The sequence below is a fragment of the Wenzhouxiangella sp. YN9 genome, from assembly GCF_056324165.1.
Genome location: NZ_JBJNIP010000115.1, coordinates 65464 through 78577, shown reverse-complemented (window position 1 = coordinate 78577; position 13114 = coordinate 65464). Strand labels below are relative to the sequence as shown.

The 13114-nt window shown below is 62.6% G+C and carries 8 protein-coding genes; 2 read left to right on the top strand and 6 right to left on the bottom strand.

Annotated features, from left to right (window positions below; translation table 11 throughout):
• Window positions 1–29: 29 nt before the first annotated feature.
• The 3 genes from ACEWQ0_RS12390 to hrpA all read right to left on the bottom strand — a co-directional run bounded on the left by ACEWQ0_RS12390 (window position 30) and on the right by hrpA (window position 8213).
• The gene (locus tag ACEWQ0_RS12390) at window positions 30–2189 is read right to left on the bottom strand and encodes a RelA/SpoT family protein (protein ID WP_476485486.1); all 2160 of its coding nucleotides are present in this window, start codon (window positions 2187–2189) and stop codon (window positions 30–32) included.
• A gap of 172 nt (window positions 2190–2361) precedes the next feature.
• Complete coding sequence (locus ACEWQ0_RS12385; protein ID WP_476485485.1) at window positions 2362–4221, bottom strand: Ig-like domain-containing protein; 1860 nt, start codon at window positions 4219–4221, stop codon at window positions 2362–2364.
• A 137-nt stretch (window positions 4222–4358) separates the two neighbouring features.
• Window positions 4359–8213 (bottom strand): ATP-dependent RNA helicase HrpA, encoded by a 3855-nt coding sequence (hrpA, locus tag ACEWQ0_RS12380; RefSeq protein WP_476485484.1) that lies wholly within the window; start codon window positions 8211–8213, stop codon window positions 4359–4361.
• A 312-nt stretch (window positions 8214–8525) separates the two neighbouring features.
• Here hrpA and ACEWQ0_RS12375 point away from each other — a divergent pair, with 312 nt between their 5' ends.
• The gene (locus tag ACEWQ0_RS12375; RefSeq protein ID WP_476482234.1) at window positions 8526–9548 is read left to right on the top strand and encodes a threonine aldolase family protein; all 1023 of its coding nucleotides are present in this window, start codon (window positions 8526–8528) and stop codon (window positions 9546–9548) included.
• A gap of 24 nt (window positions 9549–9572) precedes the next feature.
• On the opposite strand, the gene ACEWQ0_RS12370 is transcribed toward ACEWQ0_RS12375, so the two are convergent.
• Together ACEWQ0_RS12370 and ACEWQ0_RS12365 are read right to left on the bottom strand one after the other, a co-directional pair.
• A complete protein-coding gene (locus ACEWQ0_RS12370; RefSeq protein ID WP_476485483.1) occupies window positions 9573–9869 on the bottom strand; it encodes a type II toxin-antitoxin system RelE/ParE family toxin in 297 nt (98 codons plus the stop codon).
• A gap of 4 nt (window positions 9870–9873) precedes the next feature.
• Complete coding sequence (locus tag ACEWQ0_RS12365) at window positions 9874–10125, bottom strand: type II toxin-antitoxin system ParD family antitoxin (RefSeq protein ID WP_476482236.1); 252 nt, start codon at window positions 10123–10125, stop codon at window positions 9874–9876.
• A 94-nt stretch (window positions 10126–10219) separates the two neighbouring features.
• On the opposite strand from ACEWQ0_RS12365, the gene ACEWQ0_RS12360 reads away from it, so the two are divergent.
• The gene (locus ACEWQ0_RS12360) at window positions 10220–11080 is read left to right on the top strand and encodes an alpha/beta hydrolase family protein (RefSeq protein ID WP_476482237.1); all 861 of its coding nucleotides are present in this window, start codon (window positions 10220–10222) and stop codon (window positions 11078–11080) included.
• Here the strand turns inward: ACEWQ0_RS12360 and ACEWQ0_RS12355 are convergent.
• Window positions 11077–12969, bottom strand: coding sequence for an acetyl-CoA hydrolase/transferase C-terminal domain-containing protein (locus tag ACEWQ0_RS12355; RefSeq protein WP_476482238.1), 1893 nt, complete (start codon window positions 12967–12969; stop codon window positions 11077–11079). The genes ACEWQ0_RS12360 and ACEWQ0_RS12355 overlap by 4 nt on opposite strands.
• Between the last annotated feature and the right edge of the window lie 145 nt (window positions 12970–13114).

The following is a 13114-nucleotide window of genomic DNA, read 5'->3' as shown; positions in this document are numbered from 1 at the left end:
GGCGTCTTGGCGTTTACAGGATTTTCCCACTAACGAAGCCGGCGGGCGTCGGTGACGCTGGGAATGGTCTGCAGGCGGTTGAGCAAAGTGGTGAGCTGGTCGAAGTCTTCGACCTGAACGGTCAGTCTGATATCCACTTCGTCGCTGGTCTCGGCGTGCTGGGCGTTCATGCCGGTGACGTTGACTTTCTCGGCGGCCAGCAGGGTGCCGATGTCCTTGATCAGTTCACGACGATCCCAGGCGTGGACGACAATCCGTGACGGATAGCGATTGCGCAGCCGGCGGGTCCACTGCACTTCGAGCACGCGCTCGGGCTGCTCGCCCTGCAGCGTGAGGAACTGCCGACAATCCTGCCGGTGGATGCTCACGCCCCGCCCGCGGGTGATGTAGCCAGCAATATCGTCGCCGGGAACCGGCTGACAGCAGCGCGCCATCTGGTGGATCAGGCTGCCGACGCCTTCGATACGCACATCGTCGTCATCGCCGCGCGCCACCGGCTCGCGCTGCAGCGGTATGCCCTTGCGTTCCCTGCGTTCACGCTCGTGGAGACGCTCGACTGCCCGGGCAACCTGGGTTGCCGTCACATCGCCGGCACCAACGCTGACATACAGTTCTTCGATACGGGTGGCGTTGAATTTGCCTTTCACGCGAGCCGCTTCGCCGGGTTCCAGGTCCAGGCGGCGGAACTCGCTTTCGAGCGCCTGCCGTCCGGCCGCCAGGTTTTCCTCCTGGTTGGCCTGCCGGAACCAGTGGCGAACCTTGGAGCGCGCCCGCGCCGTGCCAATGTAGCCCAGGTCCGGAATCAGCCAATCGCGGGAAGGGCGCGGCTCTTTCGCGGTCAGAATCTCGACGCGATCGCCGTTGCGCAGGCAATAGGTCAGCGGCACGATGCGGCCATTGACCTTGGCGCCGCGGCAGCGATGCCCGATCTCGGTATGGATCAGGTAGGCAAAATCCAGCGGCGTTGCTCCGGCGGAGAGATCGCGCACTTCTCCGGCCGGAGTCAGAACGTAGACTCGATCCTCGGTGGTGAGATTGCTGAAACCCTCGAGCAGGGCCTCGTCATCATCCTCGCTGCCCTGACCTTCAAGCAGCTGGCGCATCGCGCCGATGCGCCTTTCCATCGCCTCATCACGCGCACCGCCTTCCTTGTAGCGCCAGTGGGCGGCCACGCCCAGCTCGGCATGGCGATGCATGTCGTGCGTGCGAATCTGCACTTCCACGACCCGGCCGCTGCTGGTGTTCACGGCCGTGTGCAGCGACTGATACAGGTTGGCCTTGGGGTTGGTGATGTAGTCATCGAACTCGCTCGGCACGGGCTGCCAGCGCGTGTGCACCAGCCCCAGCACGGCGTAGCACTGCTCTACGGTATCAACCAGCACGCGCACGGCGCGCACGTCGAACAGCTCATGGAAGTCCAGGCCCTTGCGCTGCATCTTGCGCCAGATGGAGTAGATGTGCTTGACCCGGCCGCTGACCTCTCCGTCCATCTCCGAGGCCGCGAGCAGCGCACGCAGGCGTTCCATGAACTCGTCGATGAAGGCTTCACGATCAGCGCGCCTTTCGGCCACCATGCGGCTGATACTGCGGTAGGCTTCGGGCTCGAGATAGCGGAAGGCCAGGTCCTCGAGCTCCCACTTGAACTGCCATATCCCCAGGCGATTGGCCAAGGGCGCGTGGATCATCTGCGTTTCGCGCGCAATTTGCCGCTGCGCGGCCTCGTCAGCGGCGCGCGCGGCATGCAATCGCGCAATCTGCCAGGCCAGCGCGATCACCACCACACGCACGTCGGCCACCAGCGCCATCAGCAGCTGGCGCAAGCCTTCGGCGCGGGTCTGATCGTCGGGCAGGTAGGTGCGGCCGAAGAAGGTCAGCGTACGGAGCTGGTCGAGAAGAGCGGAGACTTCTTCAGAGCAATCGGCAGGGAGCCGAGGATCCTCATTGCCGCCCTCGAGCACCAGGGGCAGCAGGATCGTGGCCTCGACCACGGCCTGTTCGGGCGCGATGCGCTCCAGCGCCCGCAGCGCTCGATGCACCAGAGCCAGGGCCTGGCCAGCATCGCCGCCAGCCGCTTCAGCCAGGTGATCGATCAGCCCGCGCAGGCGCTCGGGCGACCAATCTGCCGACAGGGCGTGGTCGTCAATCCAGCGATCGAGAGGCTGTCGCTGAATGAGAGTAGTGCCGCTCACGGAGGAATGGCCTTCTGGCAATTCGATTAGAAAAGCATAGTCTATTCTGAATCAAGCCAAACTGGCTGATTCAAACTGATACGGGGAGCCCTTCAATCCCCCTGTATCCCTTGCTTTCGCCCTCGCAGCTCGATTTCGGCCGAAAACTTCAAGCCGATGTACAACCAAGCAGTTACTGGGGATCTACGTCAAACCGGTCGCTGGTTTTCCCGAAAAACCCGGTTACGGAACCCTGCGCCTGGAGGCGGTGATCTACGCCGATATCGGAAGTTCCGAGGGTCACGGTGAAAGTGACCTCCCCGTTTGTTACGCCAACACTGGCAATGTATTGGGGTTGACCTCCGTTTGGCCAGAAATTCAAGGTTACAAATGTGCCTTGATCATCACTGACCGGATGACCACTGGTATCTACCACTTGCAACGTGACGTCGAAGGGAACCCCTGCAATGACGGGGTTCGGAGGCGGAAGAGTGAATTCCAGACCAGCGGGTTCACCGGCTTCGAATTCGACTGTAGCGGTAGCTGTGCCGACCCCAGCAACGGAGAAAACCGGCTCAAAAACGCCTACTATGCCAGACGACGCCTTGAAGATCGCTTTGCCGTCGATATCAGTAAACTCACTGGGCGGGAGGCCTGTCAAACCGTCATCGTCGCTGACTTCAACCAGAGTTGAATCGACAGCGTTTCCATACTGGTCCTGAACCAGAATCTGAACCTCAATCTCGGCGTCTCCATTAGCCTCTGCGGATGAAATAGCCTCGTGAAGGTAAAAAGTATCTGGATCGCCAGGGAGAATAGTAACAGTGCCGCTAGCACTGTAACTACCGGAAGTGAACGAAATCGTGTAATCACCTGTGTACTTGGCAGTCGCGGTAAAGTTCACTTCTCCGTTCGGGTCACTGGTTCCAGAGGTGGCCGACGTGACCGTCAAGCCACCCGCGTTGTCGAGTGAAACCAACTCGTTGGGTACCGGGTTACCGACGGAATCGAGAACGGTCACCGTGACTTGCGCATCGTCGGAAGTCACGCCCGTCGTGGCGAAGGAATCGGCACTCGCTGAAGCGTTCGACACACTCAGCCCCGCTGACTGACCGATCACGGTCATCTCGGCGATGTCGACGGCGAACGGCACGTCGGACAGGAACGAATTGGAGACCGTACCGGCGTGCAGCTTGATCACTTCGCCAATCTGCGATGCGGCATCGACCGTGCGCTGGATGTTGAAAGTCAGCTCGCCGTCGGGCGGCATGTCGATGCCGCCGGTGTTCATCTCCTCTACGCGCAGGGAACCGGTGCCGGGGTTCGGGCACTGAGCTGGAACATCACCTGTTGACTTGCACTCCCAATCTCCGGCAGTCAGGCCGGCGTCATAGACGGCCATGTTTTCGGGAAACAACTCTTGCAAGGCAACCCGCTGCAGGCTGACGGAACCGGTATTTTCCAGCACGAGTTTGTAATCGATGGGCTCGCCGGGGGTAACGAAAGCAGGCACGTCCTGAAATTTCAGGCTCACTCCACGATCAGGCTCGAAGCGGTCCTTGTTGATGATATCGGCATTGTTCAACGGGCTTTCCATACCGAGCAGTCCAAAGATGTTGCCGGAACGGAAAAAGCAATGCTGATCGGCGGCGGGCTGCACCCGGAGGGTTGACGCCGAAAGCACGTAGTCAGCAGACACACCAAGATCGAAGTTGTCGATGATCACGTGACCGTTGGGATCAGTCGTCCGGACCGATGTCGCCGACTGCGGACTACCCAGATCAAAGCAGAACAGCGGCTCATCGTAGTCTCCTGAAGACACGGTACCGGCGGAGAACTCAACCCTTCCGTTCATGAAATTATAGAGCAGCAAATTGCCTTGGGCAGTCTCTCGGATGAGCGGGACGACAGCAAGATTCTGGCCGCCGTCGACGAGTAGCGAAATCGTGCTGGAGACGCGCGAATTAGCCTGAGCCAGGGTAAACGTACTGGCTGCGAGGGCGATGATCGCGACCGCCTTGATCGCGTAATTCCGTAGTTTGAAAGCTGTCACAATCCGTGTCTTCCCGCTGTTACGCATATGTCCGCCACCATTGTAGCGATTTCAAGTGCAAAATGACCATCCCGAGGTCATAAAAGTTCCGTTAATTCAGTCTTTTCCGGCATTCTCTGAGAAACATATCACGCATCCTACCTCGCTTCGACCTTACATTTCGACCAGGCCTCGGCCAGGCGCTTGCTTGAGGTCCTTTCTGCCGTGCCCAACTCCTGTGCGAAAATCTGCACGCGGTACTCCTCCACCAGCCAGCGGTAGCGATCGAGCGCGGGCGTGTACCAGCCTTCGGCCAGCCGTTCGAGGTAGCGCTGCCACCACGGGGCAACCTGGTCCATGCGCTGGCGATCACGCACCGGATCGAGCTCCAGCGCTTCCAGGCGTTGTTCCATCGCCGCCAGGTAGCGCGGATAGTGGGCCAGTCGTTCGGCGTCGATATCGGCCGGAAATCCGGCGTACATCAAATCGTCGAGCTGGCTGCGCATGTCGGCCACTGCAGCCGGCACGGCCTGTTCCAGGCTGCCAAGCCACATCGACAGGGCGTGCCACTTCCCAAGACACTGATCGGCAGTTTTTGCCAGCTCAGCGTATTTGCCAAGCAGTTCCTGACGGGCGGCCGCGACCAGCCGATCAAAGGCCGCCGGGTCGCGTACCGACCCGGTGTAATCGAGAAAGCTGCGCAGAGCCAGGTTTCGCAGCGCTTCGGCGAAGTCGCCCGGACTCTCCACCCGCGTCCAGGCCAGCTGGGCCTCGCGCGAGAGACCGTGGTTCTTCTGCAGGTACTTCCATTTGTCAGCGAGGGCTTCGCGCAGCAGCACCAGCAGGCCGTCGTGGTGGGCGAGCTGCGCTTCGTCTTCGCTGTCAAACAATCGGACGCCGGCGCGGGTTTCCTGGTCGACCAGCGCCGGCCAGGCGCGGTGACCGCCGCGGGTGGTGATGATTTCCGGCAGCTCGGGAAAGTCCGACGGCGTCAAGCCATCCTGCTGCCACTGCCCGGCCTGGCGCTCCATGAACTCGCGCCGGGCCCGATCGCTGAAGCGATCGATCAATTCACCCAGGTCGCGGCTTTCGCCCAGCACCTTGCCGCCCTCACCACGCACGCGCACCAGAAAATGCAGGTATCTCGGCAGCTTGTCGAGCTTGAATTCGCCCGGGTCGACGTGCATGCCCGACATCCGCGCCAGCTGCTCGGCCAGCCGCTCGAGCAAGGGCCCGTCGGGCTCACCCAGGGCCTCGATTGCCGCGCGGGCGTATTCGGCTGCCGGCACCAGCGAGCGCCGCTTCGACTTGGGCAGGCTGGCGATCAGGGCGGTGACCTTTTCTTCGAGCAGCCCCGGCACCAGCCACTGCAGCCGCCCGGCATCAAGCCGATTGAGCAGATGCAGCGGGCAATCCAGCGTGACGCCGTCGCGCTCGCTGGCGGGATCAAAGTGGTAGTTCAGGCGAAAGCGCTCCGGTCCGATCGGCAGGTGCTCGGGGAAGGCCTCCTGCCCGGCCAGCGGTGCTTCGTCGCGCAACAGCGTGGCGCGATCGTAGAGCAGCTGCTGGCGCTGGCTTTCGTCGAGCCGCTCGTACCAGCGCGCAAAGGCTTTGGTTGTGAATATGTCGGCCGGCAGCCGCTCGGCGAAAAAGCTCTCCAGCTCAGCCTCGGCGGCCAACACGTCGCGCCGGCGGCGCTTGTGCTCGTGCTCGGCCAGCTCGCGCCGAAGCTCCGCGTTGCGCTTGAGAAACTCTGCCTTCGAGTGAATTTCACCACGCACCAGGGCGTGCCGAATGAACACCGCATGCGCCGTTTTCGGGTCGTGCGGGCCATAGTGCGTGCGCCGTTTCTCGACCAGAACCAGGCCATGCAGACTGACCTGTTCATAACCCATCACCCGCCCGGAGCGCTTGTCCCAATACGGGTCGAACACCCGGTGCTTGAGCAGATGGGCGCCCTGCTCTTCCAGCCAGCGGGGCTGCACCGGTGCGGCCATGCGGGCATACGGGCGGGCAGTTTCCACCAGCTCGGCCGCCATGATCCAGCCAGGATTGCGCTTCGCCAGCACGGAGCCGGGGAAGATGCGGAATTTGTGGCCGCGCGCGCCTTGGTATTCACCGGCTTCCTGATGCTGACCGACCAGGCCCAGCAGGCCGGCAAGCAAACTGCGATGCACCGCCTCCGGCTCGGCGGCGCCGACCTTGCCAGGCCGCCAGCGCTCCTCACGCGCGATCTCTCTGAGCTGGCCGTGAAGCTGGCCCCACTCATGCAGACGCTGCGGCGCCAGAAAGTGCTTTCTGGCCAGGTTGTCGGCCTGGCTGCGAGAGTTTTCCGAGCGCGCCTGCTGCCACCACTGCCAGAGTTTCAGCAGGGTAAGAAAGTCCGAGCCCTGAACGACAAACTGCTGATGCGCCTGATCGGCGGCCTGCTGCTGGTCCAGCGGTCGATCGCGCACGTCAGCTACCGACAGCCCGGCCACAAGCACCAGTACTTCGGCCAGGGCGCCGCGGCGCTCGGCCTCGATCAGCATGCGGCCGTGACGCGCATCCACCGGCAGGCGAGCAAGCTGGTGGCCGAGCTGGCTCAGGCGCTGAATCTGATCAGCTTGATCCTGGTCGACGGCGCCCAGCTCCAGCAGCGTCTGACGCGCTTCGGCAATCAGGCGCCTGGGCGGGGCGTCGATGAACGGAAAGTCTTCAGGATCACCCAGGCCCAGCGCCAGCATCTCAAGCAGCACGCCGACCAGGCCGGCGCGCTGGATTTCGGGCTCGGTGAACTCTGGTCGGGCGAGAAAGTCGGCCTCATCGAACAGGCGGATGCAGGTGCCCGGCGCGACCCGCCCGCAGCGCCCGGCGCGCTGATTGCAGGAGGCCTGGGAGACCGGCTCGACCGGCAACCGAAGCACTTTGGAATGAGCCGCATAGCGCGAAATCCGGGCCAGACCCGAATCGATCACGAAACGGATACCGGGAACGGTCAACGAGGTTTCCGCCACGTTGGTAGCGAGCACGATCCGGCGCCCGGCGCCGCGTTTGAAGATGCGATCCTGCTGGCCGGCCGGCAGGCGCGCATACAGCGGCAGCACCTCGGTATGCGACAGGTTGGCGCGCTTGAGGGCGCGCGCGGCCTGGAAGATTTCACGCTCGCCGGGCAGAAACACCAGAATATCGCCGCGCGAATCGATGCGGCTGACCGTCTGGACCGCCCGCTGCACCTGCTGGGGCAGGCTCTCGCCCTCGGCCGCATCCTGATACTGAATATCGACCGGGTAGCCGCGGCCTTCGACCGTGATCACCGGCGCATCGTCAAAGTGCTCGGCGAAGCGTTCGGTGTCGATGGTCGCCGAGGTGATGATGATCTTGAGGTCGGGCCGCCGCCGCGTCAGGCGCTTGAGGTAGCCGAGCAGGAAGTCGATATTGAGGCTGCGCTCGTGGGCCTCGTCGATGATGAGGGTGTCGTAGGCATCGAGCAGGCGATTGTGATGAATCTCGGCCAGCAGAATGCCGTCGGTCATAAACTTGATGTAGCTCTGCTCGGAGACCCGATCGGTGAAGCGGACCTGAAAACCGACCGCCTGACCGAGCTCGGTGCCCAATTCCTCGGCCACGCGGCGCGCTACCGAACGCGCGGCGATCCGCCGGGGCTGGGTACAGCCCACCAGCCCGCGCACGCCGCGACCGGCCTCCAGACACAGCCTGGGCAGCTGGGTGGATTTGCCCGAACCGGTCTCGCCGGCAACGATCACCACCTGATTTTCACGAATCGCCTCCACGATCCGGTCGGCATGGGCCGAGATCGGCAGATCCGGCGCTTCGCCTGTATCCGGTCGCGCCTCGGCCCGCTGCTCACGCCGCGCGGTAGAGCCCTGCAGACGCTTCTCGTATTCCATGATCAGCCGCTGGCGCTTATCCGCCGGGCCGCGGAAGCGGACAAGCTGGCGATGCCGGCGCTTGAGCCAGCCGACATCACGTTGCATGACGGATTCGGGATCGAAAGTAGGGATTTCGCTCATCGGGGATATTGTCGGGAATTCGGCGGGGAGTTTGTTTGCTGGTTTGCTGGTTTGCTGGTTTGCTGGTTTGCTGGTTTGCTGGTTTGCTGGTTTGCTGGTTTGCTGGTTAGCTGGTTAGCTGGTTAGCTGGTTAGCTGGTTAGCTGGTTAGCTGGTTAGCTGGTTAGCTGGTTAGCTGGTTAGCTGGTTAGCTGGTTAGCTGGTTAGCTGGTTAGCAATGATTTTGCGGTGAGGCTGGCATAATGCAAATGACGCAGAGCTGATCCGAGCACAACTAGCCAACTAGCCAACCAGCGAACCAGCTAACTGAGCAATGAATTTCACAAGCGACAACGAGGCGCCGGCGCATCCGGCGATGATCGAGGCGATTTCGCAAGCCAACCAGGGCTTCGCCACCGCCTACGCCAACGATCGTTACAGCCAGCAGCTGGATCAGCGCTTCTCCGAAGTTTTCGATATCGATTGTCACGTGCTGCCGATTGCCACCGGCACAGCGGCCAACAGCGTAGCCATCGCCGAACTGAGCCCGCCCTGGGGCGCGGTGCTGTGTCATGAGCTCGCGCATATCCACAACGACGAAAACGGCGCGCCGGAGTTCTTCTCGGCCGGCGCCAAACTGATGCCGCTGCCGGGCGACAACGGCAGGCTCAACCCAGCAGCGGTGGCGGCCGCAATTGACCGCGCCGGCGCTCACGGCGTCCACAACGTCAAGCCTGCGGTGGTGTCGATCACCCAGGCGACGGAATGCGGCACGGTCTACCGGCCCGAGTCCATCCGCGACATTGCCGCAGCCACGCATGAGCGCGGGCTGCATCTGCACATGGATGGTGCGCGCTTTGCCAACGCGGTGCACCACCTCGGCTGCCATCCGGCCGAAATCACCTGGAAGGCCGGCGTGGACGTACTCAGCTTCGGCGTGACCAAGAACGGGGCCTTGGCCGCCGAAGCGATCATCGTGTTCGGGCATCCAGAATGGCTGGAAGGCATGCAGCGAAGGCGCAAGCGCGCCGGCCATCTGCTCTCGAAAATGCGCTACGTTTCGGCCCAGTTGCTGGCCATGCTCGAAGATGATCTCTGGCTGCAGCTGGCCGGCACCGCCAATGGCCGCGCCGCCGCGCTGGCGCAAGGCATCGAAGCCAGTCCACGCGCCTCACTCCACTGGCCGGTGGAGTCCAACGAAGTCTTCATGCGGGCCGCGCCCGATAAACTGACCGCGCTCAAGGACAGGGGGTTCCGGTTCCACATCTGGCCCGGCCACGACGATCTGGCACGCCTGGTGTGCTCCTGGGCCACGAGCGAGCGGCAGGTAGCGCAATTGATCGAAGCGCTTGGCTAGTGGGTCCATCAAAGATAGCGGGCTCTAATCCAGAAGCCTTTCAGGCGCATCCATGTCCTCGTGCAACACACGAACGGCGAGCACGCTTGGCTGAAAGACTTGATAGAAAACAGCGTGATGCTCGACCTGCAACCTGCGATATCCGGGGAGGACGTGCTCGTAGTTCGTGCCAAGCGACGGATGTTCGACAAGATGTTTCATTCCCCTCTCCAACTGATCCAGGTATTCATCCGCCTGATCAGCACCCCACTCCTGACAGGTATACATCCATATTCCGATGAGGTCCGATTCCGCCTTCGGTGTGATGTTGAGCTTGAGCACTCACTCAGTCCGTCTTCATTCGCTTGCGGCCGGCCGCCTTGATGGCGGATAGATCAAGCGGTTTGGGTTGTCCGCTTGATTCACCCTCAGTGAGGGCCTGCCTGAGCATGGCAAGATGTTCCTTGGCCTGCTGATCCCTTCGGATGAGATCGCGGATATACTCACTGTCATTGCCAAAATGACCGCTTTCAATCCGGCTTTTCACCCAGTCGTCTTGTTGCTCGGTCAGCGTGATGGTTTTCCGGTGCATGCTCATGGCTGGTGCTCCTGACGCGACAAAAGTATGATAATATCATACCGCTTGCTCGCGCCGAATCAATGCCCTCGTTCCTGCCGCCCAACTTGTCGCTATGCCGCACAACCAACCCGTCGTACCCGTCGAGACCCCCGACGGCCATCAATTCGAACTGATCCACGTTGCCGCCGAGCAGCCGCGCCAAACGCTGCTGTTCCTGCCCGGAATGGGTCTGAGCGCGCGCTTGTTCATCCCCTTTGCCCGTGCGCTGGCCAATATCGGCATCACCGTGTTTCTCCATGAATGGCGCGGCAACGGCTCGTCGAGCATGCGCGCCTCGAGGCAGTGTGACTGGGGCTACCGCGAGCTTCTGAACGACATTGCCCTGGCCCGAAGCGCCGTCGCCGAGCGCACTGGTGGCAGCTACCTGTTGGGCGGCCACAGCCTGGGCGCGCAGTTAACCTGCATGAGCGCCGCCGCCGACTCGCGGGGACTCCGTGGCCTGATCATTCTTGCCGGCGGCTCGCCCTACTGGCGCAGTTTTCCCGGCTGGCATCAGGCAATGATGGCGGCGACCATGTTCGCCTTTCCGGCCCTGGGCGCGCTGTTTGGCTACTACCCCGGCAAGCGCGTGGGCTTTGGCGGCAACGAGGCGCGCGGCGTGATGGCCGACTGGGGACGCAGTGCCCGCTCCGGGCGCTATCGACCACGGGGCCTCGATATCGACCTGGAGGCGCGCTTCAGCGAGCTGAAGCTGCCAACGCTGACGCTACGCATGGCCGACGACTGGCTGGTGCCGCAAGGCTCCCTTGACTGGCTGATCGGCAAGCTCAGCGGATGCGATATCTCCACGCGGGTGATCGAGTCCGACGCGGACGCACAAACAGCGGACCACTACGCGTGGATGCAAAGACCGGAAGCCGCCACACGGGTGATCAACGAGTGGCTCTCAGAGGCACAATTCCGAGTTCTTTAATTTTCTGCCAGCATTGCGGCAACGAGTCGGGCATGGATTCGCTCCTTCAGTGACGAGGGTGCGGCCAGGCCCAGGCGCTCGAGCTCGTCGGGGTAGTCGTCGGGCCGCCCGCGCAACAGCGCTCGCAGCAGTGCTGGCTTGCTGCCGGACAAGCGTTTGAGGCGCTTGAGCGCGGGAATCAGGCGCTGCTCGACCGGGGTGAAGTCGCTGCCGAAGGGGTAATCGGGAAACAGTGGACCATGGTCTGCGAGCGCGCTTGCCAGCTTGCCCGGCGTGTTCCGGCGCGCCGCCGCCGGCACCTGCCAGTCGGGGTCGAGCTTGCCGGCCTGCTTTGCCTGCTCGACCAATCCATCCTGAAAGCGGGCGTCCATGATGCCAACCATCCGCTTGATGCACTCCTCGTCGGTCTTGCCGCGCAAGTCGGCCACCCCGTACTCGGTCACCACCAGATCGCGAAGGTGGCGGGGAATGGTGGTGTGCGGGTATTCCCAGACGATATTGGACACGACGCGCCCGCCGCTGCCGGTTCGCGTTGCCCGCACCATCAACGCCGAGCGCCCGTCGCGCATGGCGTGCGCCATGGCAACGAAGTTGTACTGGCCGCCAACGCCAGAAACCACCCGATGATCCGACAGGCCATCGGAAACCGCCGCCCCGGTGGCCGTGACCATCATGCAGGTGTTGATGAAGCAGGCGTGACGGCGCTGCTCGACTTCCAGCGCTTCCGATCCGCCATAGAGCTGATTGATGCGACCGACGCCGTGCATCCGGAATCGCGGCCGCTCGTCGTCGTCGAGATTCTGGAGAAAACGATAGAACGCCTCACTGCCGAGAAAAAAGCCGCCGTCCATGATGGCGCCGCTGCCTGCCTGCTCGACGGTCTCGCCGGCGTTGACTCGCTGCTGCAGCTCGAGATCGTCGAATACTTCGCGGGCAAGAATGCCGGCGCGATAGAGGTGCATGAAACCATCCATGAACATCTCGCTGGCCCCGTAAAGCCCCTCGCCGAAGGCGTCCAGATGCTCGAACCCGGCCCCCGGGGCATCGAGAGATGCAACCACCTGGCGATACACGGCATTGTCGCGGTGGCGATGAATCATGGCGTTGACCAGCGCGTCACTGAGCGAGCCGATGCCGATCTGCAGCGTGCCGCCGTCTGCCTGCAGCCGCGAGGCATGCACTCCCACGGCATGATCCTGCAGGGACACCCGATTGCGGGGCACGGCGAACAGTCTCTGTCGCGGATCCTCGTCAAGGATGGCGTCAAAATAGTCCGCTGCTACCACGGCATCGCCGTACAGGAAAGGAAGATCAGGATGGACCTGCGCTATTGCCATCCAGGGCCAGTCGGCCTCGTCGTGCAGGCGCTTGACAACGTCCAGCGTGACGTCGGGGTTGCACGACAGGCTGTAGCGATCGTCTTCCGGGCCGGCTACCAGCTGCAGCAGCACATTGATGCCGCGGTCGATGAGATCGCGGGCAACGTGAGTGTAGTTGGAGGATATATAGTGACGTTGCATCGCTGGATACCCCAGCGCCGCGCCGGACTGGAAGTAGAATTCCGTGATCCGGATGTTCTCGGGCACGCGGCCGGCGCGCTGGTCGCGGACGTAGTCCAGGCGCGGATAATCACTGCCGAACAGACGCTCCACGATCGGATCCATCAGCCGTTTTTCCAGCCAATGGGATGACTCCGGCGGGTCGAGGGACAGCGCGGTGACGATTTCAAGCTCGAGCTCCGGGTCCCGCACGGCGCGCCGGTAAAGCGTATTGACCAGACGATTGGGTTTGCCCAGCGCCAGCGGCAGGCCAACGACAAGCCGCCGGCCGACGCGCTGGATAACGCGATCAATCGCCTCTTCGTAACCTGCCGCGCCGCGGTGACTCATGCTGATGCGCCTTGTCTGGGATTTCTACTGCGCCATCGACGGCACCGATGGCTCGATCGGGCATTATCGCCGCAGCACCGGCTATTGAGAATAGCCCGCGCCCACCGGGGAGCACATTCGCATAAAATGCATCCTCTGCGCACTT

Excerpts from the sequence above, each read along its gene's own strand:
- hrpA (WP_476485484.1), bottom strand. The coding sequence starts at position 8,213 with ATGAGCGAAATCCCTACTTTCGATCCCGAATCCGTCATGCAACGTGAT.
- ACEWQ0_RS12355 (WP_476482238.1), bottom strand. The coding sequence starts at position 12,969 with ATGAGTCACCGCGGCGCGGCAGGTTACGAAGAGGCGATTGATCGCGTT.
- ACEWQ0_RS12375 (WP_476482234.1), top strand. The coding sequence starts at position 8,526 with ATGAATTTCACAAGCGACAACGAGGCGCCGGCGCATCCGGCGATGATC.
- ACEWQ0_RS12365 (WP_476482236.1), bottom strand. The coding sequence starts at position 10,125 with ATGAGCATGCACCGGAAAACCATCACGCTGACCGAGCAACAAGACGAC.
- ACEWQ0_RS12360 (WP_476482237.1), top strand. The coding sequence starts at position 10,220 with ATGCCGCACAACCAACCCGTCGTACCCGTCGAGACCCCCGACGGCCAT.